Annotated in this window: 22 protein-coding genes and 1 tRNA gene; 10 read left to right on the top strand and 13 right to left on the bottom strand. The window is 69.5% G+C overall.

Annotated elements, in window-relative coordinates; all coding sequences use genetic code 11:
- Window positions 1–64: 64 nt before the first annotated feature.
- Entirely contained in the window at window positions 65–1,429 is a 1,365-nt protein-coding gene (locus VPH46_RS11960) for a sugar porter family MFS transporter (RefSeq protein WP_416611488.1), read from the top strand.
- 154 nt (window positions 1,430–1,583) lie between these two features.
- Here VPH46_RS11960 and VPH46_RS11965 read toward each other — a convergent pair.
- The 3 genes from VPH46_RS11965 to VPH46_RS11975 all read right to left on the bottom strand — a co-directional run bounded on the left by VPH46_RS11965 (window position 1,584) and on the right by VPH46_RS11975 (window position 3,143).
- Window positions 1,584–1,657, bottom strand: a tRNA-Gly gene (locus tag VPH46_RS11965).
- A 286-nt stretch (window positions 1,658–1,943) separates the two neighbouring features.
- Window positions 1,944–2,099 carry a hypothetical protein gene (locus tag VPH46_RS11970; protein ID WP_416611490.1) on the bottom strand — a complete coding sequence of 52 codons (156 nt, stop codon included), beginning with the start codon at window positions 2,097–2,099 and terminating at the stop codon, window positions 1,944–1,946.
- Between the two features lie 288 nt (window positions 2,100–2,387).
- Window positions 2,388–3,143, bottom strand: coding sequence for a competence/damage-inducible protein A (locus tag VPH46_RS11975; RefSeq protein WP_416611492.1), 756 nt, complete (start codon window positions 3,141–3,143; stop codon window positions 2,388–2,390).
- A 64-nt stretch (window positions 3,144–3,207) separates the two neighbouring features.
- Here VPH46_RS11975 and map point away from each other — a divergent pair, with 64 nt between their 5' ends.
- Window positions 3,208–4,035 (top strand): type I methionyl aminopeptidase, encoded by an 828-nt coding sequence (gene map / locus VPH46_RS11980; protein WP_125960428.1) that lies wholly within the window; start codon window positions 3,208–3,210, stop codon window positions 4,033–4,035.
- Here the strand turns inward: map and VPH46_RS11985 are convergent.
- Window positions 4,026–4,178: a hypothetical protein gene (locus tag VPH46_RS11985; protein WP_416611495.1), complete on the bottom strand. Its 153-nt coding sequence runs from the start codon at window positions 4,176–4,178 to the stop codon at window positions 4,026–4,028. The genes map and VPH46_RS11985 overlap by 10 nt on opposite strands.
- A 50-nt stretch (window positions 4,179–4,228) precedes the next feature.
- Here VPH46_RS11985 and VPH46_RS11990 point away from each other — a divergent pair, with 50 nt between their 5' ends.
- Window positions 4,229–4,798 (top strand): GNAT family N-acetyltransferase, encoded by a 570-nt coding sequence (locus VPH46_RS11990; protein ID WP_416611497.1) that lies wholly within the window; start codon window positions 4,229–4,231, stop codon window positions 4,796–4,798.
- Window positions 4,799–4,822: 24 nt separating this feature from the next.
- Here the strand turns inward: VPH46_RS11990 and VPH46_RS11995 are convergent, their stop codons facing one another.
- The 3 genes from VPH46_RS11995 to VPH46_RS12005 form a co-directional block, all read right to left on the bottom strand.
- On the bottom strand, window positions 4,823–6,166 hold the full coding sequence (locus VPH46_RS11995) for an ATP-binding protein (protein ID WP_416611499.1): 1,344 nt from the start codon (window positions 6,164–6,166) through the stop codon (window positions 4,823–4,825).
- Window positions 6,163–6,873 (bottom strand): response regulator, encoded by a 711-nt coding sequence (locus VPH46_RS12000; protein ID WP_125960429.1) that lies wholly within the window; start codon window positions 6,871–6,873, stop codon window positions 6,163–6,165. The genes VPH46_RS11995 and VPH46_RS12000 overlap by 4 nt, the downstream gene beginning before the upstream one ends.
- Before the next feature lie 135 nt (window positions 6,874–7,008).
- Window positions 7,009–8,679, bottom strand: a complete 1,671-nt coding sequence (locus tag VPH46_RS12005; protein WP_416611501.1) for an MFS transporter — start codon at window positions 8,677–8,679, stop codon at window positions 7,009–7,011.
- Between the two features lie 352 nt (window positions 8,680–9,031).
- Here VPH46_RS12005 and acs point away from each other — a divergent pair, with 352 nt between their 5' ends.
- Window positions 9,032–10,990, top strand: coding sequence for an acetate--CoA ligase (acs, locus tag VPH46_RS12010; protein ID WP_416611503.1), 1,959 nt, complete (start codon window positions 9,032–9,034; stop codon window positions 10,988–10,990).
- Window positions 10,991–11,066: 76 nt separating this feature from the next.
- Here the strand turns inward: acs and VPH46_RS12015 are convergent, their stop codons facing one another.
- Entirely contained in the window at window positions 11,067–11,585 is a 519-nt protein-coding gene (locus VPH46_RS12015; RefSeq protein ID WP_416611505.1) for a hypothetical protein, read from the bottom strand.
- Between the two features lie 87 nt (window positions 11,586–11,672).
- On the bottom strand, window positions 11,673–12,770 hold the full coding sequence (locus VPH46_RS12020) for a TonB family protein (protein WP_416611507.1): 1,098 nt from the start codon (window positions 12,768–12,770) through the stop codon (window positions 11,673–11,675).
- Between the two features lie 308 nt (window positions 12,771–13,078).
- Between VPH46_RS12020 and VPH46_RS12025 the strand changes: the two genes are divergently transcribed.
- The 3 genes from VPH46_RS12025 to VPH46_RS12035 all read left to right on the top strand — a co-directional run bounded on the left by VPH46_RS12025 (window position 13,079) and on the right by VPH46_RS12035 (window position 16,452).
- Window positions 13,079–13,417 (top strand): P-II family nitrogen regulator, encoded by a 339-nt coding sequence (locus VPH46_RS12025; protein WP_125960434.1) that lies wholly within the window; start codon window positions 13,079–13,081, stop codon window positions 13,415–13,417.
- Between the two features lie 89 nt (window positions 13,418–13,506).
- Window positions 13,507–14,919, top strand: coding sequence for a type I glutamate--ammonia ligase (glnA, locus tag VPH46_RS12030; protein WP_132884097.1), 1,413 nt, complete (start codon window positions 13,507–13,509; stop codon window positions 14,917–14,919).
- 117 nt (window positions 14,920–15,036) lie between these two features.
- Window positions 15,037–16,452 (top strand): aldehyde dehydrogenase family protein, encoded by a 1,416-nt coding sequence (locus tag VPH46_RS12035; protein WP_416611509.1) that lies wholly within the window; start codon window positions 15,037–15,039, stop codon window positions 16,450–16,452.
- A gap of 20 nt (window positions 16,453–16,472) precedes the next feature.
- Here the strand turns inward: VPH46_RS12035 and VPH46_RS12040 are convergent, their stop codons facing one another.
- The 3 genes from VPH46_RS12040 to VPH46_RS12050 are packed head-to-tail and all read right to left on the bottom strand — an operon-like array spanning window position 16,473 to window position 20,088.
- A complete protein-coding gene (locus VPH46_RS12040; RefSeq protein WP_416611511.1) occupies window positions 16,473–17,837 on the bottom strand; it encodes an ATP-binding protein in 1,365 nt (454 codons plus the stop codon).
- Window positions 17,834–18,877: a DUF2336 domain-containing protein gene (locus tag VPH46_RS12045; protein WP_416611513.1), complete on the bottom strand. Its 1,044-nt coding sequence runs from the start codon at window positions 18,875–18,877 to the stop codon at window positions 17,834–17,836. Before VPH46_RS12045 ends, VPH46_RS12040 begins: the two co-directional genes overlap by 4 nt.
- A gap of 35 nt (window positions 18,878–18,912) precedes the next feature.
- Window positions 18,913–20,088 carry a hypothetical protein gene (locus VPH46_RS12050; protein ID WP_416611515.1) on the bottom strand — a complete coding sequence of 392 codons (1,176 nt, stop codon included), beginning with the start codon at window positions 20,086–20,088 and terminating at the stop codon, window positions 18,913–18,915.
- Between the two features lie 135 nt (window positions 20,089–20,223).
- Between VPH46_RS12050 and tyrS the strand changes: the two genes are divergently transcribed.
- Together tyrS and VPH46_RS12060 are read left to right on the top strand one after the other, a co-directional pair.
- Complete coding sequence (gene tyrS, locus VPH46_RS12055) at window positions 20,224–21,453, top strand: tyrosine--tRNA ligase (protein ID WP_416611517.1); 1,230 nt, start codon at window positions 20,224–20,226, stop codon at window positions 21,451–21,453.
- Between the two features lie 398 nt (window positions 21,454–21,851).
- Window positions 21,852–22,238 (top strand): PilZ domain-containing protein, encoded by a 387-nt coding sequence (locus tag VPH46_RS12060; RefSeq protein ID WP_416611519.1) that lies wholly within the window; start codon window positions 21,852–21,854, stop codon window positions 22,236–22,238.
- Here the strand turns inward: VPH46_RS12060 and recG are convergent.
- Window positions 22,190–24,250 (bottom strand): ATP-dependent DNA helicase RecG, encoded by a 2,061-nt coding sequence (recG, locus tag VPH46_RS12065; protein WP_416611521.1) that lies wholly within the window; start codon window positions 24,248–24,250, stop codon window positions 22,190–22,192. The genes VPH46_RS12060 and recG overlap by 49 nt on opposite strands.
- A gap of 106 nt (window positions 24,251–24,356) precedes the next feature.
- On the opposite strand from recG, the gene VPH46_RS12070 reads away from it, so the two are divergent.
- Window positions 24,357–24,623, top strand: a complete 267-nt coding sequence (locus VPH46_RS12070) for a succinate dehydrogenase assembly factor 2 (RefSeq protein ID WP_239435394.1) — start codon at window positions 24,357–24,359, stop codon at window positions 24,621–24,623.
- Window positions 24,624–24,642: the final 19 nt, after the last annotated feature.

Below are 24,642 nucleotides of genomic sequence, written 5' to 3' on the forward strand. Positions count from 1 at the left end.
GCGATAGCCTCGAACCCGACAAAGCGTACGGCACGGCGATGCCGATCGCGAACGGGGGGATGCGATGCGGCCGCACGAACAGCCACGCGACGACCGGCAGCTTTCTGGCCATGTGGACACGGGCCGCATGTCGCCCGCGATCGTGCTCAGTGCGCTGGGCGCGGCACTGGGCGGCCTGTTGTTCGGGTTCGACACGGCAGTGATCTCGGGTGCCACCCAGGCATTGCAGGCGCATTTCGCGCTGTCCGATCCCGCACTCGGGTTCACGGTCGCCTCTGCGCTGATCGGGACGGTGATCGGCTCGCTCGCGGCCGGTGCTCCCGCCGACCGGTTCGGCCGTAGGCGCATGCTGCTGGCGATCGCAGTCGCCTATCTGGTTTCGTCGCTCGGCTCCGGGCTGGCGAACAGCTGGCCGGTGCTGCTGCTGTTCCGCACGCTCGGCGGCCTTGCGATCGGCGCGGCCTCGGTGGTCACGCCGGTCTATATCGCGGAGGTTGCGCCGACGCGCTTCCGCGGCCGCCTGGTCGCGCTCAACCAGCTCAACATCGTGCTCGGTATCCTCCTCGCCTTTCTCTCCAACTATCTGATCGCGCGCGGCATGGACGTCGACGTCGCGTGGCGCTGGATGCTCGGGATCGTGGCGGCGCCCTCCGCCGTGTTCCTGCTGGTCGCCCTGCTGCTCCCCGAAAGCCCGCGCTGGCTCGTCGTGAAGGGGCGATCCGCGGATGCGCTGGACGTGCTGCAACGGCTGGGCTTCGGCGAGCCGGAGCGTGAGATCGCCGCGATGCAGGGCGCGCAGGTGCGCGAGCGCCAGCCCCAGCTGTTCCAGCGCCGCTATGCCGTGCCGGTCGGCTGCGCGATCGCGATCGCCATGTTCAACCAACTCTCCGGCATCAATGCCCTGCTCTATTACGCGCCGCGCATCTTCGCGCTGGGCGGCGCCGGGACCGACAGCGCCATGCTCCAGTCGGTGGCGGTCGGCGGGATCAACCTGGTCTTCACCGTGCTCGCGCTGTTCTTAATCGACCGCTTCGGGCGCAAGCCGCTGCTCTACGTCGGCTCCCTCGTCTGCGCGCTCGCGCTGTTCCTGGTCGGCTTCCAGCTGGAGCAGCCGGTGGCGGACGGGACGCTGATCCTGGTCGGCATGCTCGGCTTCATCGCCGCCTTCGCCGTCAGCCAGGGCGCGGTGATCTGGGTCTTCCTCTCCGAAGTGTTCCCCAGCGAAGTGCGCGGCAAGGGCCAGGCGCTGGGCTCCACCACCCACTGGGTAATGGCCGCGGCGATCACCTGGACCTTTCCAATCGTGGCGGGCCGAGTCGGCGGCTGGGTGTTCCTGTTCTTCGGCGTGATGATGCTGCTGCAACTGGTCTGGGTGTGGCGCTTCATGCCGGAGACCAACGGCATCCCGCTGGAGGAGATGCGGCTGTAGGTGTGGGCGGCGCTTACCCTGACGCGCTTCAGGCGCTCACAAGCAGTCGCCGCGAGGCCCGCCGAGGCGCAGGGATTGGCCGGAGTGCTGCGCAAGGGAGCCCCATCACGCCCGCGTCATTCGCGCCGTCTCGATCGTCTCAGCTTTAAAGAAGTGGAGCGGGTGAAGGGAATCGAACCCTCGTCGTAAGCTTGGGAAGCTTCTGCTCTACCATTGAGCTACACCCGCGAGGCCGTGGTCCGGCTCGGTCGCACGCGCCGGGGCGGTTGCGATGGTCGGCAACTGCCATGCTTCTCATCGGCTCGTCAATGGCGATGATGGTTACCCGCACGTCTGCCCCAGGCGAGCGACGGCTGCCCGCAGCTCCCGACCCAGCGCGAGGTCCGCCCGTCCGCGATCGGAGGCGCGCGCCGGGGATCACGGGAGCGGCCCTGTCGAGGCAGGTCGGGGTCGCCCCGGACCCGCCCTCGTTTCGGAGAGGATCGCCCAGCCGCCTCGCGGCCGAGCCGGTCGCCTATTCGTCGAGCCAGCACTCGTGGCATTTGGTTCGGCCGATCTCGGCTTCCGCGCCGCAGCCGCACTGGCCCGGCTCGGGCGCGCGGAGCGCCTGTTGGAAGTAGCGGCGAGGCGCGACGAATACCGCACGCGCGACACGAAGGATCGTATCCATCCCCTATCTCCTTATTTCTGCACGCAACTTGCCGCGCAACAAGTTGCTTGTCGAGTGGGTACTTCACACCTCCTTCGCGGGACTGCGGCCAAGGACAGTCTGCCGGTCGAGGGACGGGCCGAACCCTGCTTCGCTACTGGGAGGGAGCAACATCCGGAGATCGTGGTTCGCCGGCAGAGCCGCGACGACTCGAGGCAAGCGCCCGCATTGCGTCCCCCCGTCAGGCGGGACGCGGGCCCATTGCAGCGTCAGGAGCGGGGCACGCGAGCCGAGCCGCGCGCCGGCGGTTCAGATCCCGCCGGCGACCACCGGATACCCGGCCGCGACGAGCTGCGCTTCCAGATCGCCCGTGCAGGTGTCGAGAAGCTGCCGGTCGGTCGCGCGGATGACGAAGTTGGCGCCTACCCGCCCCTCTCGGAAGAAGGGGTAGCTGCCGATCGAGACGCCGACGTGGGCGCGCTCCGCCTCGCGCAGCAGGTCGGCGACCTCGCTCTCCCCCACCCAGCAGCCGATGGTGGTGGACAACACCGGCAGCCCGCCCTCCAGCGTACCGGTGAGCGCATCGAGCATCGCCGCGGCGATGTGCGGCACCCCGGCCAGGATGAAGAGGTTGCCGACGCGGATTCCCGGCGCCCCCGACTGGCTGTTGGCGATGAGCGTCGCGCCCTCCGGCACGCGCGCCATGCGCAGCCGCGCTTCGTTGACCCCGCCGCGCCCGGCGTAATGCGCCTCCAGCATCGCCCGCGCCTCGGGATGGGTCACCACGGGGACGCCGAGTGCCGCCGCGACCGCGTCCACGGTGATGTCGTCATGCGTCGGCCCGATGCCGCCGGTGGTGAAGCAATAGTCGTTGCGCGCCCGCAGCGTGTCGAGCGCCTCCACGATCGCCTCCTGCCGGTCCGCCACGATCCGCACCTCGGCCAGGCGGATGCCCTGGACGTTCAGCCAGGACGCGAGCTGGGCCACGTTGCGGTCCTGCGTCCGTCCGGAAAGGATCTCGTCTCCGATGACGAGCAGGGCGGCGGTCCAGGTGCGCACGGTCATGTCCCCTGCATAGCGCCCGACCCCGCACTCGCAAAGCGGCACCCGAGCCGTTATATCGCGGGGCATGACCGAATATGTAACCGTCTCCGCCGACACTCCCCTGGCGCGCACCGGCGCGATCAAGCTGCATGGCCCCGAAGCGTTCGAGGGCATGCGCAAGGCGGGGCGCCTGGCGGCCGAGGTGCTCGACGCGGTCACGCCGCACGTGGTGCCGGGCGTTTCCACCGCCGAGATCGACGCGATGATCTTTCGCATGATCGACGATGCCGGCGCGGTGCCGGCAACGCTGGGCTATCGCGGCTACACCCATTCGACCTGCATCTCGATCAACCATGTCGTGTGCCACGGCATCCCGTCCGAGCGCGTGTTCAAGGACGGCGACATCGCCAACATCGACGTGACCCCCCTGCTCGACGGCTGGCATGGCGACACCAGTCGCACCTATCTGGTCGGCAACGTGCCGATCAAGGCGCGGCGGCTGGTCGAGGTGACCTATGACTGCATGATGCTGGGCATCGAGCAGGCGCGCCCCGGCAACCGGCTGGGCGACGTCGCCCATGCGATCCAGCAGCATGCCGAGGCGCACCGCTATGGCGTGGTCCGCGACTTCTGCGGCCATGGCGTCGGCCGGCTGTTCCACGATGCGCCGGAAGTGGTGCACGCCGGGCGGCCCGGCACCGGCCCGGAGCTCAAGCCCGGCATGATCCTGACGATCGAGCCGATGATCAACATCGGCAAGCCCGACGTGAAGGTGCTGGACGACGGCTGGACGGCGGTGACCCGCGACCGCTCGCTCTCCGCCCAGTTCGAGCATTCGATCGGCATCACCGAGGACGGCTGCGAGATCTTCACGCTGAGCCCCGCGGGCTACACTAAGCCCCCCTATTTCTGATCGCCGAACGTCGCCGCCTCGGCGCGCGACGTTCCTTGCGCCAGGACAAGGGCAGCCGCGGCGAAGCCGTCCATCGCAGGCTGGCCGCGGGTCGCCGCATCCCCTAGCCTGGGCTTGTCGGCACGGGCCGAGGCTTGGGGCATGCTGGCGCGCACGCCCCGGCAAGGCGCGCCGCAACGAGGGAGATGCCAGAATGAGCGATCACAACAGCGAAGACATGGCGCGGGTCGGCACCGGGCAGCCGGTGGCGAACGCCGATCGGTGGACGGGATCGCTGACGACGCGCAGCGGCTTCACCTTCCACGTCCGTCCGGCCCGGCCGGGCGACGAGGAGCGGCTTGCCGAATTCTTCCGCCATGTCTCGGAAGACGACATCCGCTTCCGCTTCCTGATCGCGCTCGACAAGGTGGGCCACGACCGGCTCGTCGCGATGACCGCGGTCGACCATGATCGCACCGAGAACTTCCTGGCGCTCGATGACGAGGGCCGCATCCTCGCGACCGGCATGCTCGCCGCCGATCCGCAGCTGGAGCGGGGCGAGGTCGCGATCTCGATCCGCACCGATCACAAGCGCCGCGGCATCAGCTGGACGCTGCTCGAGCACATCGCCGCCTATGCCGAGGCGCGCGGCATCAAGACGCTCGAATCGATCGAAGCGCGCGAGAACCGTGCCGCCATCGAGCTGGAGCAGGAAATGGGCTTCACCGCCCATCCGCTTGAAGACGATCCGACGCTGGTGCTGGTCCGCCGCACGCTCGGCTGACCGGGCCACGCCGGTGCCCGCGCGTCAGGCGGCCCCAGGTAGCGGCAGGCGGATCTCCGCACACAGTCCGCCGCTCGGACGGTTCGACAGCTGGAACTGGCCGCCCTCCGCCTCCACCGCGCGCACGACGATCGACAGGCCCAGGCCGAAGCCGATCGTGTCGCGCTTGCGGGCGGCATCCAGGCGGACGAACGGCTCGAGCACCAGCGGCAGCGAGTCCTCGGGAATGCCGGGGCCGTCGTCCTCGACCGACAGCACCACCGCATCGGCATGCGCGGCCAGGCGGATGCACACGGTGTCGGCGTGGTGAACCGCATTCTCGACGAGGTTCACCAGCGCGCGCTTCATGCCCGATGGACGCAGCCGGCACTCCAGATGGTCCGGCCCATCATAGGTCACGTTCTGCCCGAGGTCGGCCGCCTCGTCCGCCACGGTCGCGCTCAGCACCGCCAGGTCGATCAGCACCGGCTGCTCGGGCTCGCCCTCCCCTCCGAGAAACGCGAGCAACGAGGCGATCATCGACTCCATTTCCGCAAGGTCCGAGTCGAGCGTCTCGCGAAGCTCGTCGTCCGCCACCCGCTCGGCGCGCAGCCGCAAGCGCGCGAGAGGAGTACGCAGATCATGGCCGACCGCCGCCAGCGCGCGGGTGCGATCGTCGATCAGCCTGTGAATGCGGGCCTGCATGCGGTTGAAGGCGGCGACCACGCGGCGCACTTCCCCAGGCCCCGCCTCGGACACGCGGATCGGCGCGCCTTCGGGACCGCTGCGGCCCACCCGATCGGCGGCGGTCGCCAGCTGGCGCATCGGTAGCAGCGTACGCCGCACCAGCAGGCCGCCGATCACGATCAGGGCGATGGCCGGGATCAGCGCCAGCAGCACCCGCTCCCATGCGAGGTTGAGCGTGCGCAGCGATTCGAGCGTGCGGAAATGGAGCCAGCTGCCATCCGACAGGCGTATGCCGCCCGTCACGACCGAGCTGCGCCCGGGCGACGTCAGCCGCAACCGCAGGTCCGAGGTCGCCAGCGACGGCTCCCAGTCCACCACCTGCTCGCGCATCCCGTCCAGCGACGGCGAAATGCGCGCCGGTGGCGGCAGCTCCGGGCTCCAGCGCAACTCGTAGCGATCGGTGGTGAGTTCGGCCGCCATCGCCTCGCGCCGCTCGGGCGGGCTCTCGGTAATCAGCCGGCGCGCGATCACGAGATGCTCGGCGAGCCTTCGTGCCTCGTCGTCGCGGACCGCGAACTGGCTCGCGCGCTCGTACAACAGCGTGCTGACGCCGAATTCGAGCGCGGTGGTGAGCAGCAGGATCGCGACGATGCGGCCGAGCAACCCGAAGGACGGGTGCACGAAGCGCGCAAATCCGGTCAAGCGCGCTCGACCGGCACGTTGAGCATATAGCCGACGCCGCGCACGGTGATGATCGGCGCGCTGCCGCCGGCGCCCGAAAGCTTGCGGCGAAGGCGGCTCACCAGCACGTCGATGCTGCGGTCGGAGCTGTCGCCCAGGCGGGTGCGCGACAGCTCGATCAGCCGCTCGCGCGCGATCACGCGCTGGGCGTGGTCGAGCAGCACGGCCAGCAGGTCGAACTCCGCGCCCGTCAGGTCGACGACCGCGCCGGTCGGCGAAAGGGTCTCGCGGCGCCGCAGGTCGATCGTCCAGCCGTCGAAGCGGCGAAGCCCCTCCTCCCGCGCACCGGGGGGTACCTCACGGCCGCCGCGGCGCAGCACCGCGCGGACGCGCGCCAGCAGCTCGCGGGTGCTGAACGGCTTGGGGAGATAGTCGTCGGCGCCGAGTTCCAGGCCGGCGACCCGGTCGGACTCGCTGCCCTTCGCGCTGATGAAGATGATCGCCACGTTGCTGCGCTCGCGCAACTGCCGGCAGAGCTCGATCCCGCTGGTGCCCGGAAGCATGATGTCCAGCAGCACCAGGTCGGCAGGATGCGCGTCCAGCGCCTCCCACATCTCGTCCGCGGCGGAGGCGGTACGGACGAGATAGCCGTTCTCCTGGAGCGCGCGGGCGGTCAGCGTGCGGAGTGCGGCATCGTCCTCGACGAGCACGATGGAAGGAGCGCTCATGCGGCTGGTCGATCAGGAGCGGGGCGGTTCATGGGTTCCGGAGGTAGGCAGCGGCCAGGCGTTGGTCAACGCGCCGCGGCGGGAGCGAGGACGAGACGGCCAGCGCGACCGCCCCACCCCGCCTCCCGCTGCGGATCAGGAGTCGATGTCGCGGCGGAACGTCTCCGGCAGGAAGAGCAGTGCGACCACCAGCGTGATCGCGGCGATCACGATCGGATACCACAGGCCGTAGTAGATGTTGCCGGTGGCCGCGACCATCGCGAACGCCGTGGTCGGCAGGAAGCCGCCGAACCAGCCGTTGCCGATGTGATAGGGCAGCGACATGGCGGTGTAGCGGATCCGCGTCGGGAACAGCTCGACCAGCAGCGCCGCGATCGGGCCATAGGCCATGGTCACCAGCAGCACGAGGACGATCAGGATGCCGACCACCATCGGCTTGTCGATCCGCGCCGGATCGGCCGCGCCCGCCGGGTAGCCGGCGGCGGTGAGCGCCTGCTGTACCTGCATGCCATAGGCCTTGATCGCATCGGCACGGGCGGGGCCGGTCACCGTCGCCGGGTCCACCGCCGGCAGCACCTGCCCGCCGACATGGATGCTCGCAATCGTCCCGGCAGGCGCCACGACGTTGCCGTAGGAGATGCCGGCCTTCGCGAGATAGGCCTTGGCGATGTCGCAGGAGCTGCTGTCGAACTTGTTCTTGCCCACCGGGTCGAACTGCACCGAGCATTCGTTCGGGTCCGCCACCACCGACACCGGCGTGGTCTGCTGCGCCTCGTACAGCGCCGGGTTGGCGGCGTGCGACATCGCCTGGAACAGCGGATAGTAGAGCAGCGCCGAGAGCGCGAAGCCGGTCAGCAGCACCGGCTTGCGGCCGATCTTGTCGGACAGCCAGCCGAAGAAGACGAACGCCGGCGTCGCGATCAGCAGCGCGACCGCCACCAGAATGTTGGTGGTGGCGCCGTCCACGCGCAGCATCTTTTCCAGGAAGAACAGCGCGTAGAACTGGCTGGTGTAGAAGATCACCCCCTGCCCCATCGCCGCGCCGAGCAGCGCCACCAGCACCACCTTCAGGTTGCGCCAGGTGCCGAACGCCTCGGTGAGCGGCGCCTTGGAGGTCTTGCCCTCGGCCTTCATCTTCTGGAACACCGGGCTTTCGCTCATCTGCAGGCGGATCCACATCGACACCGCCAGGAGCACAATCGAGATCAGGAACGGCACCCGCCATCCCCAGCTCGCAAAGGCTTCCTCGCCCACCGCAAAGCGGGTCCCGATCACGATCAGCAGCGCCGCGAACAGGCCGAAGGTCGCCGTCGTCTGGATGAAGCTGGTGTAGAGGCCACGCTTGTTGTTGGGCGCATGCTCCGCGACATAGGTGGCGGCGCCGCCATATTCGCCGCCCAGCGCCAGCCCCTGGAGCAGCCGCAGCACCACCAGGGCGATCGGTGCCGCAACGCCTGCGGTGGCATAGCTCGGCAGCAGGCCGACGATGAAGGTCGACAGGCCCATGATGCCCATGGTGACGAGGAAGGTGTTCTTGCGGCCGACCATGTCGCCGATCCGCCCGAACACCAGCGCGCCGAACGGCCGCACCGCGAAGCCCGCCGCAAACGCCGCCAGGGCAAAGATGAAGCCGGTGGTCTCGTTCACGCCGGAGAAGAACTGGGCCGTGATGATCGTCGCCAGCAGGCCGTAGAGGTAGAAATCATACCACTCGAACACCGTGCCCAGCGAAGACGCCGCGATGACGAGCTTCTCGCTCTGGGTGGCAGGGTGATGTTTGGGAATGTCCCCCGGTGCGGTCGCCATGTGCTGCCCCTCTCCTTCGATTCGCAAAGCGCGGCGTGACCCTTCGTGCGGGGCCATCGCCGGGCCGACCTAGGGCGCCGCTCGCGCCCCGGATCCAATTGCGACCATGGTGGCGGCATTCGAATTGCGGGTCGAGCCACTTGATCGGCCGGACCCGGGAAAATCGCAGGCCCGCGCGGTCCGGTCGCGGATCGCTGATCCCTCCATCCGCTCCCTTCGTCCCATTTTGGTCTTGCGCACGGGGGCGCGGGCGCGGGAGAATGGCGGGGACACCGGTCGCGCGCCGGCTCCATCGGCTCGTGGCGACATGCCCGATGGCGGCGCGTTCGAACCGTAGAGAATGGAGAGGATGATGACCCAGTCCTGCTACCCCGTGCCGGCCGAATGGGCCGAAAAGGCGCTGATCGACCAGGACCGCTACGCCGCCATGTACGAAGAGGCCGCAACCGATCCGGACATGTTCTGGGCGCGCGAGGCCGAGCGGCTCGACTGGGTGCGGTTCCCGAAGCGGATCAAGGACACCTCTTTCGAGGAAGCGGACTTCCACATCCGCTGGTATGAGGATGGTATCCTCAACGTGGCCGAGAATTGCGTCGACCGGCACGCCGCCAAGGACCCGGACCGCATCGCCATCCTGTGGGAAGGCGACACGCCGGGCGAGGAGCGCACAATCAGCTACGGCGAGCTGAAGGACGAGGTCAGCCGCCTCGCCAACGCGTTCAAGACCGCGGGCGTCAAGAAGGGCGATCGCGTCACCATCTACCTGCCGATGATCCCCGAGGCCGCATTCGCGATGCTCGCCTGCGCGCGGATCGGCGCCGTCCATTCGATCGTGTTCGCCGGCTTCTCGCCCGACAGCCTCGCCAACCGTATCCAGGATTGCGGGTCGAAGCTGGTCATTACCGCCGACGAAGGGCTGCGCGGCGGCAAGCGGGTGCCGCTCAAGGCCAATGTCGACGCGGCGCTGGAGGACGAAGCCGGCAAGATCGTCGAGACGGTGATCGTCGTCCGCCGCACCGGCGCCGAGGTGCCGATGCAGGCGGGCCGCGATCTCTGGTACGACGATGTCGTGCAGGCGGAGTCGACCGACTGCCCGCCCGAGCCGATGGGCGCGGAAAAGCCGCTGTTCATCCTCTACACCTCGGGCTCGACCGGCAAGCCCAAGGGCGTGCTCCACACCACCGGTGGCTATCTGGTCTGGGCGTCGATGACGCACCAATATGTGTTCGACTATCGCCCGGGCGAGGTGTTCTGGTGCGCGGCCGACGTGGGCTGGGTCACCGGGCACAGCTACATCGTCTATGGCGCGCTCGCGAACGGCGCGACGACGCTGATGTTCGAGGGCGTACCCAACTACCCGGACTTCTCGCGCTTCTGGCAGATCGTCGATAAGTATCAGGTCACGAGCTTCTACGCGGCGCCCACCGCCCTGCGGGCGCTGATGCGCGAGGGGGACGAGTGGGTGAAGAAGACCAGCCGCACCTCACTGCGCGTGCTCGGATCGGTCGGCGAGCCGATCAACCCGGAGGCGTGGGAATGGTATTACCACGTCGTCGGCGACAGCCGCTGCCCGATCGTCGACACCTGGTGGCAGACGGAGACCGGCGGCCACATGATTACCCCGCTCCCCGGCGCGACCGCGCTCAAGCCAGGCTCGGCCAGCAAGCCGCTGTTCGGCGTCCTCCCGCAGCTGGTCGATTCCGAAGGCGTGGTACTGGAGGGGGCGACCGAGGGTAACCTGGTGATCGCGGACAGCTGGCCGGGCCAGATGCGCACCGTGTGGAACGACGCGGATCGCTTCTTCCAGACCTATTTCACCACTTACCCGGGCAAGTATTTCACCGGTGACGGCTGCCGGCGCGATGCCGACGGCTATTACTGGATCACCGGCCGCGTCGACGATGTCATCAACGTGTCGGGCCACCGCATGGGCACCGCCGAGGTCGAGAGCGCGCTGGTGGCGCATGCCAAGGTCGCCGAGGCCGCGGTGGTCGGCATGCCGCACGACGTGAAGGGCCAGGGCATCTATGCCTATGTGACCCTGAACGCCGGCGAGGAAGGCGACGTGGCGCTCCGCAAGGAGCTGATCCAGTGGGTCCGCCGCGAGATCGGGCCGATCGCGACGCCCGACGCGCTGCAGTTCACCCCGTCGCTGCCCAAGACGCGCTCTGGCAAGATCATGCGCCGCATCCTGCGCAAGATCGCCGAGAACGACTTCGGCAGCCTGGGCGACACCTCGACGCTCGCCGATCCGGGCGTGGTGGACGCGCTGATCGCCGGCCGGGAGGACGCCACCAAGCTGGCGGCGTAACCCTGCCCAGCCGGCCGCGGACCGTCCATCACCGTTCCGGCCGGCGCCTCACGCGGCCGCATAGCCGCGGGGGCGGTCACGGCACCGAGACGGGATCGCGCCGCGGGAACTGGCGCATCAGCGCGGAAGCGAGCTTGGTCGCGACCGTCGCGGGCGCATCGGCCGCACTTCCCTCCACCTGCACGGTGGAGGCGCGGCCGCTCCAGACGGGCGTGTCCCCGCCGCGCAGCAGGATGTCGATTGAAAGGTCGGTCGAGACCAGGCCGCGGATCTGGCTCTTGCCCGAGGGCAGCGGCACGAACACCTGGCCCAGCGCCGCCATCGCCGGCGGCTCCTTTGCCTTTGCCGTCACCGCACCGCTCTCGGTGCGCGTGACCGTGACGCGCGCGATGTAGCGGCTGTGGCTCTCGAGCGGCAGCGGAACGAAGCGGGCGTCCGAAAGCGCGCGGGTGACCGCGTCCGTGAACAGCCTATCGGACGCGGCGGCATCCTCGGCCACCTCGACTGCGATCGTGCCGGGCGCGACTGCGGGTGCAGGCGCCGCCGCCTGGGATTGCAGCGCGAATGCGAGGAATGCTGCGGTCGGGATGCTCATCGTCTTTTCAACCAAGGCCGGAAGGGGCTGTCGCGCTGGTCGCACGAACCGGGCGCGAAGAACAGAGACGCCGCGACCGCCCCCTCCTCAGGTCGGATCTTTCCCGAGCGGCAATCCGCCATAGCCGATCTTGAAGATCACCCGATCGACACAGCCCGAGCGCCCGGTCGCGGACGCGGGCTTGCGCGCCGAACGCAGGACCTGGATCGCCTGCTCGCCGAAATCCCCCGTCGGTTCGCTCGCCAGCACCCGCAGGTTGCCGAGCTCGCCCCAGGGCGCCACGTCGAACGCCACGACCGCCCACCCTTCGATGGCGCGGCGCGGATAGCCGTTCGGATAGGTCAGCGTCGGCGGCGTGGCCCAATCACCGGAATGCGGGCAGTTGCTGTCGGCGGGCCGGAGGCTCTCCTCGGAAGGGGGCGTGGGCGCCGCAAGGGTCGTCGGTGTTCGCCAAAAGGGAAACAGGCAGCCGGCTCGGGCGCCGCCCGTGAAGCGGGACTTGCGCATCGCACGTACGGCTGCGCGGTCCAGCGCCGCACTCCCCGTCCCCTCTACCGCGCGGACATGGATCGGCCGCCCGCGCGCATCCTGATCATAGGCGACCATCGTCCAGTGCTTGACGCCCGGCGTGCCCGGCAGCTTGTCGAAATCGGGATACACGGCGACCAGCGGCCGGGGCCGCGGTTCCGTGAGGCACGACGCCTGGGACGACTGGATCCGGGCCCAGCCATCGGGCGGCAGTTCGCCCGACTGGGGTTCGAGGGAATAGGAGATCAGGTCCGCGACCGGCGCTTCCTCGGGCGACATCGCGCGCAGCGTGTAGCGGATAGTGCAGTCCGCCTGCGGGGCGCCCACTCCGAACCGGCTAGCGGCAAGCGACGGCGCGACATCGTCGCTCCACGGCGCTCCACCCCCTTCCCTGCGGATCGACAGCGTCCGGCCGCTGGCATCGATGCGGAAGCGATAGGTGAGTGCGTCCGTTGCATCATATCGGTTGCCCCGGCGGATGCTCGTGATCGGACGTCGCAGCGCCAGCGGGACCACGCTGGTGCCGCCGCAGCGCACCTCGCCCGGCATCCAGGCGCGCAGTTGCCAAGGCACCGCCGGGCGTGGCGACGGAAGCGACTGCGAAGATGCCGTATTTACGGGCAGCACCAGGCTGGCGAGCAGCAGCATTCTCTTCATGCAGCCAGTCTGCGCAGGAAAGATTGCGCTCCGCAAGTAACGCGCTTGCTGGTCCATGATCGCTTTCGGGCGAATTCTTCGGCCCTTCATCTCGGCGCCTCCGGCTGCTGCCGAGCTTCGCCGGACCGACAGAGCCTCGCCCTGCTCAAAAAGCGGGCACTTTCCAGGGCCGTGCCGAAAAGGCGGGCAGGATCGACAGGCGCAGCCGGATCGGGGATGCTCACCCCCGCGATTCGTGCTCTGGCACGGTTCTTGATTGTCGGCACCTGTGTGCGTGGCCGTGTTCGGCCGGGGGGAATACGCGAGGCATGAAGAAGATCGAGGCCATCATCAAGCCGTTCAAGCTGGATGAGGTGAAGGAGGCGCTGCACGAGGTCGGCGTGAGTGGCATCACCGTCACCGAAGCCAAGGGCTTCGGCCGCCAGAAGGGCCATACCGAGCTCTATCGCGGCGCCGAATATGTCGTCGACTTCCTGCCGAAGGTGAAGCTGGAGGTGGTCGTCGAGGACAGCCTCGCCGACCGCGTCGTGGAGGCGATCGCGGGCGCTGCCCAGACCGGCCGCATCGGCGACGGCAAAATCTTCGTCATCCCCGTGGAGACGGCGCTTCGCATCCGCACCGGAGAGCGTAACGAAGACGCCATCTGACCGGACATTTCCTTCGACGCATTGCACGAAATCCGCCGCGGGGGGGCGCCTCGCGGGGTAATGGTTTTATCCAGAAAGGGCTTAGTTCCATGGCCAATACCGCCAGCACGATCCTCAAGATGATCAAGGACCAGGAGATCGAGTGGATCGATCTTCGCTTCACCGACCCCAAGGGCAAGTGGCAGCACCTGTCGATGGTCGCCTCGATCCTGACCGAGGACGAGCTGACCGACGGCCTGATGTTCGACGGCTCCTCGATCGAGGGCTGGAAGGCGATCAACGAGTCCGACATGGTGCTCAAGCCCGACCTGGACGCCGTCTATGTCGATCCGTTCTCGGCCACCCCGATGCTGATCCTGTTCTGCGACGTGGTCGAGCCGTCGACCGGCGAGCTCTATGCGCGTGACCCGCGCTCGACCGCCAAGCGCGCCGAGGCCTACCTCAAGACCACCGGCATCGGCGACACCGTCTACGTCGGCCCCGAGGCCGAGTTCTTCATGTTCGACGATGTGCGGTTCGAGAACACCTATTCCAGCAGCTACTACAAGCTGGACGACATCGAGCTGCCGACCAACAGCGGCCGCGAATATGAGTCGGGCAACATGGCCCATCGTCCGCGCGCCAAGGGCGGCTATTTCCCCGTCGCGCCGGTCGACAGCGCCGTCGACATCCGTGGCGAGATGGTCTCCACCATGCTCGAAATGGGCCTTCCCTGCGACAAGCACCACCACGAGGTGGCCGCCGCGCAGCACGAACTGGGCCTGACCTACGGCACGCTGACCACCACCGCCGATCGCATGCAGATCTACAAGTATGTCGTGCACCAGGTGGCGCATGCGTACGGCAAGACCGCGACCTTCATGCCCAAGCCGATCAAGGAAGATAACGGCTCGGGCATGCACACCCACTTCTCGATCTGGAACGAGGGCAATCCCCTGTTCGCGGGCGAGGGCTATGCGGGTCTGTCGGACACCTGCCTCTACTTCATCGGCGGCATCATCAAACATGCCAAGGCGCTGAACGCCTTCACCAACCCGTCGACCAACAGCTACAAGCGGCTGGTGCCGGGCTATGAGGCGCCGGTGCTGCTCGCCTATTCGGCGCGCAACCGCTCGGCTTCGTGCCGCATCCCGTACGGCACCGGCCCCAAGTCCAAGCGCGTCGAGATCCGCTTCCCGGACGCGATGGCCAACCCCTATCTCGCCTATGCGGCGCTGATGATGGCCGGCCTCGACGGCATCCAGAACAAGATCCATCCGGGCGAGGCGATGGACAAGAACCTGTACGACCTGCCGCCGGCAGAGCTCGCCCAGGTCCCGACCGTCTGCGGTTCGCTGCGCGAGGCGCTCGACAGCCTGGAAGCCGATCACGACTTCCTGCTGAAGGGCGACGTGTTCTCGGCCGACCAGATCGAGGCCTATGTCGAGGTCAAGCGTGGCGAGGTCGCCCGCTGGGAAATGACTCCGAGCCCGGTCGAGTTCGACATGTACTATTCGGCCTGATCGTCCTCACGATCGGCAAGCAGGAGGGGCGTCCGGAGCGATCCGGGCGCCCCTTTTGCGTGCCGGGGCGGCGCGCCGCGACTTGCCCCTGGGCCATCACGGGGCCAGGAAGACGACATGCCAAGCACTCCCCATTTCATCGACGGCCATTGGGTCGAAAGCCGCGGCGGTCGCCCCGCGCAGGTGCGCGACCCCGCGACGGGCGAGGTCTGTGTTCAGCTGACGCTGGGCAGCGCCGCCGACGTCGACCGTGCGGTGGCGGCCGCGCGGCGCGCGTTCGAAGACTTCTCGCACACCAGCGTCGCCGAACGCGTCGCGCTGCTGCAGACGATCCTCGCCGGCTACGAGGCGCGGCTGGACGCTTTCGCCGCCGCCATGACGCGCGAGGTCGGTTGTCCGGCGGGCATGGCGCGCGATGCGCAGGCCATGTCCGGCGTCGACCACCTCCGGGCGACGCTCCGCGCCCTCGGCGAAGTGCAATGGGAGGAGCGCCGCGGCCGCCACGCGATTCTGCGCGAGCCGATCGGGGTGGCGGCGCTGATCACCCCCTGGAACTGGCCGATGAACCAGATCGTGGCCAAGGTCGCGCCCGCGCTCGCCGCCGGCTGCACCATGGTGCTCAAGCCCTCGGAAGAAGCGCCGAGCTGCGCCGCGCTGTTCGCGGAGGTGATGGCCGAGGCGGGAGTTCCGGCAGGCGTGTTCAACCTGGTGCAGGGAGACGGCGTGACCGGCCAGGCGCTCGCCGCGCACCGGCATGTCGACGTGGTGAGCTTCACCGGCTCCACCCGCGCGGGCATCGCTGTGGCGCAGGCGGCGGCGCCCACCGTCAAGCGGGTCCACCAGGAACTCGGCGGCAAGGCACCCGCACTGGTCCTGCCGAGCGCCGACCTGGAAGCGGCCGTGCGCGCGACCGTTGGCAGCGTCACCTTCAATTCCGGGCAGAGCTGCCTCGCCCCCACCCGGCTGCTGGTGTCGACCGCGCAGCAGGAGGCGGCGGTCGCGATCGCGCGGGAGGCGATGGCGGCGATCCGCGTCGGCGATCCGCGCGAAGCCGGCGATCACATCGGCCCGCTGGTGAATCTGGCCCAATGGCAGCGTGTCCAGCAGCTGATCGCAAGCGCCCTGGCAGAGGGCGCGACGCTGGAGGTGGGCGGCCTCGGCCACCCGGAGGGCTTCGCGCGCGGCTTCTACGTCCGCCCGACGCTTTTCTCTGGCGTCACCCCGGACATGACCATCGCGCGCGAGGAGATCTTCGGACCCGTCGTGACGGTGATCGCCTATGCGGACGAGGAAGACGCCGTCCGCATCGCCAACGACACCGACTATGGCCTCTCCGCGGTCTTGTTCGGCGCGCCCGAGGACACCCGGCGCCTGGTCCCCCGGCTGCGCGCGGGCATGGTCTATGTGAACGGCGGCGTGCCGGACGCCGACATGCCGTTCGGCGGCTACAAGCGCTCCGGCAACGGCCGCGAATATGGCGCGCACGGCATTGCCGAATATCTGGAGGTGAAGTCCGTGCTGGGCTGCGGCTGAGCCGACGCTTTCGGCGCCGCCTACTCCACCAGCGGCAGGGTGAGGACGAAGCGCGCGCCTTCCCCCAGCGCACTGTCGACCACGATGTCACCACCCATGGCGCGGGCGAGCCGTCGGGCGATGTAGAGGCCGAGGCCGCTTCCCCCCTGCTCGCTCGGGTCGACCCGCTCGAACTTCTCGAAGATGCGGGCCTGGTCCTCGGGCGCGATCCCCTTGCCCTGGTCGGCCACGATCACGCAGGCGATCTGCCCCTCCCGCTCCAGCCGCACCCACACGGTGGCCCCCGGCGGCGAATAGCGGACCGCATTGCCGATCAGGTTGACAAGGATCTGGAGCGCGCGGCGGAATTCGCCGCGTGCCGCCAGCGTCTCGTGCGCGCCCGGTCGGTCGATCGTCACCCCGGCCCGCTCCGCCCGCACCGCCAGCAACCCGGCCGCGCGACGGGTCACGTCGGCCAGGTCCAGCGACTCGACGGCGATCGCGAAGTCCGGGTCCTCGACCGCCTGCACGTCCTCCAGGTCGTTGACGAGGCCCATCAGGTGGCGGCCGGCATTCGCGATGTCGCCGGCATAGTCGGCATAGTCCTGGAGCAGCGCCCCGTCCGCCTGGGCGCTGATGCTGTCGGCATGGGCCACGATCCGGTCGAGCGGCTGGCGCAGCGCCGCGCGCAACCGCTTGCCGAAGTTCTGCGGCAGGCCCTGCGGCTCCGGCTGCGCCTCGGGCGCGTCCGGCTCGACGGCATGGGCCGCGCCGATGAAGCCCGCGAAGCGCCCTCCGGCGTCGGTGCGCGGCACGCCGGACAGCAGCACCGTACGCCCGGTATCGCGCAGCGTCGCATATTGCCCCTCGAACGGCTGCTGCGACGCCATCGCGCCCAGCATCGGGAAGCCTCCCTCGCCATCGTCCGTCAGCTGGAACAGCCAGGTGAGCGGGCGGCCGAGCACGTCCGTCGCATCAAAGCCGAAGCGGGTGCCCGCGGCGGGCGAGACATAGGTCAGGTGGAGCCCGCTGTCTGCCTCCCAGCGCCAGTCGGCATCGAGCGCCAGCAACTCGGCGGCGTCGGCCTCGTCGTGCGTCCCCTCGCCGTCGCCCGGAAGCCCCCAGGCGCCGACTGTCAGCCGCAGGCCGTCACCCTCGGGCTCGACCTGCACCCACAGCTCGACATCGTCCTCGCCATCGGCGACCAGGATCTTGCGCGCGACGTCGATGCCCAGGCGGCGGCTGATGCGCACCAGCTCCGCCATGGCGGGAACCGCGATCGGCTGGCCGGGCTCGCCGCCGGCACGGGCGTTCAGCCCCGCCAGCCGCGGCTCGGCATGGCGCAGCCGCCCGTCGGCATCGAGCATCGCGGACGCCGGCTGGTGATAGCGATCGAAGCCGCTCATGCGCCCGCTCCATCGCCCAGCGCGAGCAGCGCGGTGCGATAGCCGGCGGGAAGCGCCATCGCCGCCACCGCCCGCCATGCCGCCTGCAGCGGCACCGCGGCGACCTCGTCGATCAGGTCGGCGAACGCGTCCAGATCCCGCGCGGGATCCGCCTCGCACAGCGCAAAGCCGATGCGCGCCAGCGTCTCGCGCGGCAGGTCGAGCGCGCGCAGCAACATGCAGAGCGGCGCCGGGTCGCGCTCCAGCACCAGGTCCCGCACCGCCCGAGGGCCGAGGCCCCCTGCGTCCGCAATCAGCGCCACGACCAGTTCGAGCCGGCGGTCGGCAAGCGCCTGTTCGATCAGCTCCGGCAGCGTCGCCACGTCCCGGCGCAGCGCGCGTGCGAGCCGCGCGGCGGCCGGCGCCTCGTTGTCTTGCCCGCGCAACTGCTCCACCGCCGAGATCAGCGCGCGGTCGAGCAGCGCGATCTCCTCCGGATCGGTCGCATTCTGGCGCAGCGCCGCCGCGATCGGCCAGCACAGCTGCTGGAGCGTCGCATACTCGGCAACGCTGCCGTGGAGCAGCAGCAGCTTGGCCGCCTCGGCAATCAGGGCGTCGTCCGAATGGGCGAGCCGTGCGAGCAGGCTCGGCTGGTCGGGGTTGAAGGGGGCGCGCACCGGAAGCGCGGCGGCAAGCAGCGCCAGCCGCGTCTCGGCCAGCAATTCGGCAAGCAGCGTCTCGTCCCACAGCGTCGGCACCGCGGCAAGCCGGTCCCAGACCTGTTCGGCCTCGCCCCGGATGCGTGCGGCCAAGGCCGGCTCGGCCGCGGCGTCCAGCCGCGCGGCCGCCACTTCGGCCAGCCGATCGGCGGAGGTGCGGACCAGCCGCTCCAGCCGCTCCGACAGGGCGGCGCGGGTGCGATCGTCGAGGGGGTCGGACGGCGGCGCGAACAACGCGGCCACCGGCGGCGCGGCCCGCACCTGCGCACGCATGCCGCGCGCCGCCGCATGGGAGAGCAGCGCTGCGGGATCGGGATCAATCTGGGTCGAACGGGCGGCCATGCACCCTCGCCTAACGTGCGGTCGTTAAGACCGGCCTAAGCCTTATGACGGCTGGCTTCAACCGCCGCGGCCAGGCTGACGACCGCGTGCAGCGTCGCAAGGGCCAGGCCCAGCGTCGCCAGGCCCAGCAGCGCGAAGGGCGTCAGCAGCAGCACCTGCGAGGCGGCGCTCGCATACCAGGGGCGCGGGCGCACCGGCACGCGATCTGCCACGGTGTTGCTCGCCACGCCCCACAGCGCCAGCACGAACGGCGTCGCATGCCCCGCGGCAAGCGACGCGATGATGCCGAGCAGCAGCGCCGACAGCACCGCCAGCAGCAGGATGCCCTGTTCCTGCTGGCTCGCGCGGACATTGTCGCCCCGCAGCCAGCTGAGCAGCGACCCGGCCGAAAGCAGGATCACCGACAGGAGCGCGAGCAGCATTCCGGGCGCCGGATGCCCCAGCCCCAGCGTCAGCAGCGCGAGCAGCCCCGCGCCGCCCCCTGCAACCGCGGTCGCCCAGGCGGGCACCTCCCGCCGGACGAGCTGGGGAAGGAGAAAGCGGGTAATCGGGGTGAAGAACCAGCGATCCGCCCAGCCGGTGCGCTGGTTGGCGAGCGCCCCCAGCACGTCGTTGCTGCGGCCGGCCAGCACCTCCGCGTCGCGCTCCACGCCATGGCCCGATCGGCGGGCGGAGGCAGGGAGCGCCACGTGACGGGCGCCCGCCTCCACCGCGATCCGCAGCACGGTCGACTGGAAGTCATATTCGCGGGGCAGCGCCGCCACTTCGGCGAGCCGCTGCGCGGAAAGCGTCGCGACGCCCGCCCAGCACTGGCCGCGGTCGAGCCGCTCCACCGCGCCGCTCGCCTCCGCCTCGGGCGTCACCAGGATCGCGTCGGGCGCCTCGCCCGCCATCGCGTGCAGCATCGTGTCGGTGGTCACCAGCCCGTCCGCGATCACGACGACCGTCGCCAGCGGATGGATCTTGGCAGAGGCTTCCTCGGCCGAGCGGACGATGTCGACCGTCACCTCGCGCTTGGCGATGCGGCTGACGGCGCCGAGCAGCGCGGGCGTCACTCGTCCCACCGCCACCACCATCTGCCCCACGCCGGCTGCGGCGAGCAGCCGCGCCTGGTATTCGATCAGCGTCATGCCCCCGAAGGGCAGCGTCGCGGCGAGCGTGCCGGCGCGCCCCTCGGCGTCCTCGGTCGCGAAAATAAGCCCTGCAAGCATGGGCATCGGGTTAGGCGGGCGCAGCGGCGCTGCCAAGAGGCGCAGGACGCGCAAATGCGCCGGAAATCGCATCTTCTCGACTTCGCGGGCGCCGAGCGGCTAGGGAGGCCGCGCAAACAGCAGAATGATCGAGCCATGACCCAGTACAACTCCGACCTCCTCCGCCTGCTCGACGGGCGCGGCTACATCCACCAGGTGACCGACGCAGCGGCGCTCGATGCGCTTGCGGCCAGCCAGGTGGTGCCGGGGTATATCGGCTTCGATCCGACCGCTTCGTCGCTCCACGTCGGCCACCTCGTCTCGATCATGATGCTGCGCCAGCTCCAGCGCGCCGGCCACAAGCCGATCGTGCTGATGGGCGGCGGCACCGGCAAGATCGGCGACCCCAGCTTCAAGGACGAAGCCCGCAAGCTGATGACGGAGGAGACGATCCAGGCGAACGTCGCCTCGATCAAGCGCGTGTTCGAACGCTTCCTGACGTTCGGCGACGGGCCGAGCGACGCGATCATGCTCGACAATGCCGAATGGCTCGACAAGCTCGAGTACATCCCGTTCCTGCGCGACATCGGCCAGCATTTCTCGGTCAACCGGATGCTGAGCTTCGATTCGGTGAAGATGCGCCTGGACCGCGAGCAGTCGCTGAGCTTCCTCGAATTCAACTACATGATCCTCCAGGCGTACGACTTCCTGGAGCTGTCGCGCCGCGCCGGCTGCCGCCTGCAGATGGGCGGGTCGGACCAGTGGGGCAACATCGTCAACGGCGTCGACCTCGCCCGCCGCGTCGATGGCACGCCGGTGTTCGGCCTGACGACGCCGCTCCTCACCAACGCCGACGGCACCAAGATGGGCAAGTCCGTGGGCGGCGCGGTGTGGCTGAACGAGGACCTGCTGTCGCACTTCGACTATTGGCAGTTCTGGCGGAACACCGACGACCGCGACGTCGGCACCCGCCTGCGCCTCTTCACCGACCTGCCGCTGGACGAGATCGCCCGGCTGGAGGCGTTGCAGGGCGCCGAGATCAACGAGGCGAAGAAGATCCTGGCCGACGCCGCGACCGCGCTCTGTCGCGGCGAAGAAGCGGCAGTCCAGGCGGCCGAAACCGCGCGCCGCACCTTCGAAGAGGGTGCCGCGGGCGACGCGCTTCCCACGCACCAACTGGCCGAGGGCAGCATCACCGCGGTCGATGCGCTGGTGGCGCTGGGTCTTGCCGCTTCCAAGGGCGAGGCACGCCGGCTGATCAAGGGCGGCGGCGCCCGCGTCGACGGCGAGAAGATCACCGACGAGGCGATGCAGATCACCGTCTCGGCGCCGGTGCGCCTGTCCTCGGGCAAGAAGCACCACGGCATTCTGCTGCCGGCGGCGTGACGCCGGCGCGCTAGCGGCAAAAGCTGCTGGCGTAGCCCCGCTGCGCGACCTTGGCCGGATGCGGGAGCTTCCACCGCTCCCCACCGTATCCCTGCGCAGGCAGGGATCCAGAGCCAAGCAGAGCAACGCCCGGTTGCGCCTGACGACCCTAGGCTCCTGCCTCCGCAGGAGCACGAAGGGCCCATCCCCCTTCTTCGTACCCCGGCGAAGGCCGGGGCCCAGGTGGGAAGGCGGTAGTCAGGGTCCGCACGCCCGCCAGCCGCCCCCAACTGGACCCCGGCCTCTGCCGGCTACCGAGAGAAACCGGCACCTCCCCAACATTGTGCCAAATAGCGCGCAAGCATCCGTCCTTCCCCATCCCCGCCAATGCTGATATCCATTCGTCGCAAGGGGGCGCCATGGACGAGAAGTTCAGGCAGACGACGGCGGGGGCGGTCGAGCCGTCGCACGTGCGCGACGAAGTGCAGTTCGAGGCGCGGGGCTTCGGTCCTGCGGCCGAGGCGCTGCAACTGCGCGTTCTCAACATTTCCTCGCACGGCCTTTCTGCGACCACCGACCTGGCGTTCCAGCCCGGCGACCGGCTGCGGCTGATCCTGCCGGTGGTGGGCGTGATGGGTGCGGACGTGCGCTGGGCCAAGGGCATGCGCTTCGGCTGCATGTTCGACATGCCGATCGACCGCGCGAGCTATTACGAACTGCTCGCCAAGGTGCTGGAGCCGCTGCCGCCCTTCGATCCTCAGCCCGAGCGCAGCAGTCCCACGGCAGCATCGCGCTCGAACAAGTAGAGCGCCAGCCGCGCCGCCTCACCGCGCGGGCCGTGCAAGCCGCCGTCGCGGTCGACCAGCAGCCGGGCATCGCCGTTGGCAGCCGGCATCAGGTCGTCGAGCATCTCTGGCGTTGCCAGGCGGAACTGCATCTCGCCCGACTGGCGGGTGCCGAGGATCTCGCCCGCGCCGCGCAGTCGCAGGTCTTCCTCGGCGATGCGGAAGCCGTCGTTGCTCTCGCGCATCAAGGCGAGCCGCGCGCGCGAGGTTTCGCTGAGCGCATTGCCCCTCAACAGCAGGCAGCGCGACATCCCCCCGCCCCGCCCGACCCGACCGCGCAGCTGGTGGAGCTGCGCGAGGCCGAAGCGGTCCGCCGCCTCGATCACGATCAGCGTGGCGTTGGGCACGTCCACGCCGACCTCGATCACCGTGGTCGCGACCAGCACGCCGGTTCGCGCCGCCTGGAAATCGGCCATCGCCGCATCTTTTTCGGGCGCCTTCATCCGGCCGTGGACCAGCCCGACCCGTTCGCCGAACCGCTGGCGCAGGCCTTCCGCGCGCGCTTCGGCAGCGGCGAGGTCACTCTTCTCGCTCTCCTCGACCAGCGGGCACACCCAATAGGCCTGACCGCCGCCGGACAGGTGGCGGGCGAGCGCGTCGACTACCTCGTCCAGCCGATCCTCCGACACGACCCGCGTCTCGATCGGCTCGCGACCGGGCGGCATCTCGTCCAGCCGGCTGACGTCCATCTCGCCATATTGGGCAAGCGTCAGCGTGCGCGGGATCGGCGTGGCGGTCATCACCAGCAGGTGCGGCGGGCGCTGCGCCTTGGCCTGGAGCATCATGCGCTGGGCGACGCCGAAGCGGTGCTGCTCGTCCACCACCACCAGCCCCAGGTCGCGATAGCCGACGCCCTCCTGGAAGATCGCGTGCGTGCCGACCAGGATGTCGATCGACCCGTCTGCCAGCCCCATCAGCGTCGCCTCGCGCGCGCGGCCCTTGTCGCGGCCGGTCAGCACCGCGACGTTGACGCCGATCGGTGACAGCAGCCGGGTCAGCGTCTCGCCATGCTGGCGCGCGAGGATCTCGGTCGGGGCGAGCAAGGCGCCCTGTGCGCCCGCCTCCACCGCGATCAGCAGCGCCATGATCGCCACCAGCGTCTTGCCGGAACCAACGTCGCCCTGCAGCAGTCGCAGCATTGGCTGCACCTGCGCCAGGTCGCCCTCGATCTCCGCAATCGTCCGCGCCTGCGCGCCGGTGGGCGCATAGGGCAGCTTCAGCCGCGCGCGCACGCTGCCGTCGCCGGTCAGCGGCCGGCCGCGCTTGGCGCGTGCCTCGCCGCGAACCAGCAGCAGCGCCAGCTGGTTGGCGAACACCTCGTCATAGGCGAGCCGCTGGCGCGCCTTGGCATCGGCGGGGTCGGCGTGGATGCGCACCAGCGCCTCGCGCCAGCTGGGCCAGTTCTTGGTCGAAATCAGGCTTGGCTCGATCCACTCGGGAAGCTCGGGCGCCCGCTCGATCGCCTGCTCCACCAGCCCCGCAACCCGGCGGGAGGTGAGCCCTTCGGACAGCGGGTACACCGCCTCGCGCTCCGGCAGGCCGCTCGCTTCGTCCAGCGGCAGCACCTGGTCCGGGTGCACGATCTGGAGCGACTGGCCATAGGTCTCGAGCTTGCCCGACACGCGCTTGAGCTCGCCGAGCGGCAGCAGCTTCTTCACCCAGCCGGCGTTGCCGCCGAAATAGACGAGGCTCACGACATTGCCGGCCGCATCCTGCGCCTGCACCCGCGTCGGGCCCCGCCCGGCGCTCAGCCGATAGTCGGTCGGCGTCAGCGTGATCGCGATGATCCGCCCCGCATCCGCCATGTCGAGCGTGTCGCGTGGCAGCCGGTCGACCCAGCCGCTCGGCAGGTGAAAGGCGACGTCGATCACGCGCGACAGGCCCAGCCGGTCGAGCGGCTTGGCCATGGCGGCGCCGACCCCCTTCAGGGCGGTGACCTCGGCGAACAGCGGATTGAGAAGTTGGGGACGCATGACTATCTGCTGCCCCTACCGCGTTTCGGCCCGTGTCGGGAAGCGGCGTCGCACTGACTCGCCGACGGCCGTTCGCGTCCGCCGGCTCCTTGCCGTTGGAGATCCCATGGACCGCGAAACCCGTCTCAAGCGCCTGCGCTTCCGCGCCTGGCACCGCGGCACCAAGGAAGCCGACCTGATGATCGGCGGCTTCTTCGACGCGCATGGCGAAACCTGGAGCGATGCCGAGATCGAGTGGTTCGAGACCTTCCTGGAGGAGCAGGACGTCGACATCATGGCCTGGGCGATGGGAACCCAGCCGGTGCCGCCGCAGTTCGAAGGCACCGTGATGGCGGCGCTCAAGACTCTGAACTACGTGCCGATCGCCCGCTGACGGCGATCCCGCCTTCCCA

It is taken from the genome of Sphingomonas sp. MJ1 (PH-R8) (assembly GCF_048058635.1).
Classification (GTDB): Bacteria; Pseudomonadota; Alphaproteobacteria; order Sphingomonadales; family Sphingomonadaceae; genus Sphingomonas.

Bases quoted from the DNA above. Each gene is read 5' to 3' on its own strand.
- VPH46_RS11960 (WP_416611488.1), top strand. From the start codon at position 65: ATGCGGCCGCACGAACAGCCACGCGACGACCGGCAGCTTTCTGGCCAT.
- VPH46_RS11970 (WP_416611490.1), bottom strand. From the start codon at position 2,099: ATGGATACGATCCTTCGTGTCGCGCGTGCGGTATTCGTCGCGCCTCGC.
- VPH46_RS11975 (WP_416611492.1), bottom strand. From the start codon at position 3,143: ATGACCGTGCGCACCTGGACCGCCGCCCTGCTCGTCATCGGAGACGAG.
- map (WP_125960428.1), top strand. From the start codon at position 3,208: ATGACCGAATATGTAACCGTCTCCGCCGACACTCCCCTGGCGCGCACC.
- VPH46_RS11985 (WP_416611495.1), bottom strand. From the start codon at position 4,178: ATGCCCCAAGCCTCGGCCCGTGCCGACAAGCCCAGGCTAGGGGATGCG.
- VPH46_RS11990 (WP_416611497.1), top strand. From the start codon at position 4,229: ATGAGCGATCACAACAGCGAAGACATGGCGCGGGTCGGCACCGGGCAG.
- VPH46_RS12000 (WP_125960429.1), bottom strand. From the start codon at position 6,873: ATGAGCGCTCCTTCCATCGTGCTCGTCGAGGACGATGCCGCACTCCGC.
- VPH46_RS12005 (WP_416611501.1), bottom strand. From the start codon at position 8,679: ATGGCGACCGCACCGGGGGACATTCCCAAACATCACCCTGCCACCCAG.
- acs (WP_416611503.1), top strand. From the start codon at position 9,032: ATGACCCAGTCCTGCTACCCCGTGCCGGCCGAATGGGCCGAAAAGGCG.
- VPH46_RS12015 (WP_416611505.1), bottom strand. From the start codon at position 11,585: ATGAGCATCCCGACCGCAGCATTCCTCGCATTCGCGCTGCAATCCCAG.
- VPH46_RS12020 (WP_416611507.1), bottom strand. From the start codon at position 12,770: ATGAAGAGAATGCTGCTGCTCGCCAGCCTGGTGCTGCCCGTAAATACG.
- VPH46_RS12025 (WP_125960434.1), top strand. From the start codon at position 13,079: ATGAAGAAGATCGAGGCCATCATCAAGCCGTTCAAGCTGGATGAGGTG.
- glnA (WP_132884097.1), top strand. From the start codon at position 13,507: ATGGCCAATACCGCCAGCACGATCCTCAAGATGATCAAGGACCAGGAG.
- VPH46_RS12035 (WP_416611509.1), top strand. From the start codon at position 15,037: ATGCCAAGCACTCCCCATTTCATCGACGGCCATTGGGTCGAAAGCCGC.
- VPH46_RS12040 (WP_416611511.1), bottom strand. From the start codon at position 17,837: ATGAGCGGCTTCGATCGCTATCACCAGCCGGCGTCCGCGATGCTCGAT.
- VPH46_RS12045 (WP_416611513.1), bottom strand. From the start codon at position 18,877: ATGGCCGCCCGTTCGACCCAGATTGATCCCGATCCCGCAGCGCTGCTC.
- VPH46_RS12050 (WP_416611515.1), bottom strand. From the start codon at position 20,088: ATGCTTGCAGGGCTTATTTTCGCGACCGAGGACGCCGAGGGGCGCGCC.
- tyrS (WP_416611517.1), top strand. From the start codon at position 20,224: ATGACCCAGTACAACTCCGACCTCCTCCGCCTGCTCGACGGGCGCGGC.
- VPH46_RS12060 (WP_416611519.1), top strand. From the start codon at position 21,852: ATGGACGAGAAGTTCAGGCAGACGACGGCGGGGGCGGTCGAGCCGTCG.
- recG (WP_416611521.1), bottom strand. From the start codon at position 24,250: ATGCGTCCCCAACTTCTCAATCCGCTGTTCGCCGAGGTCACCGCCCTG.
- VPH46_RS12070 (WP_239435394.1), top strand. From the start codon at position 24,357: ATGGACCGCGAAACCCGTCTCAAGCGCCTGCGCTTCCGCGCCTGGCAC.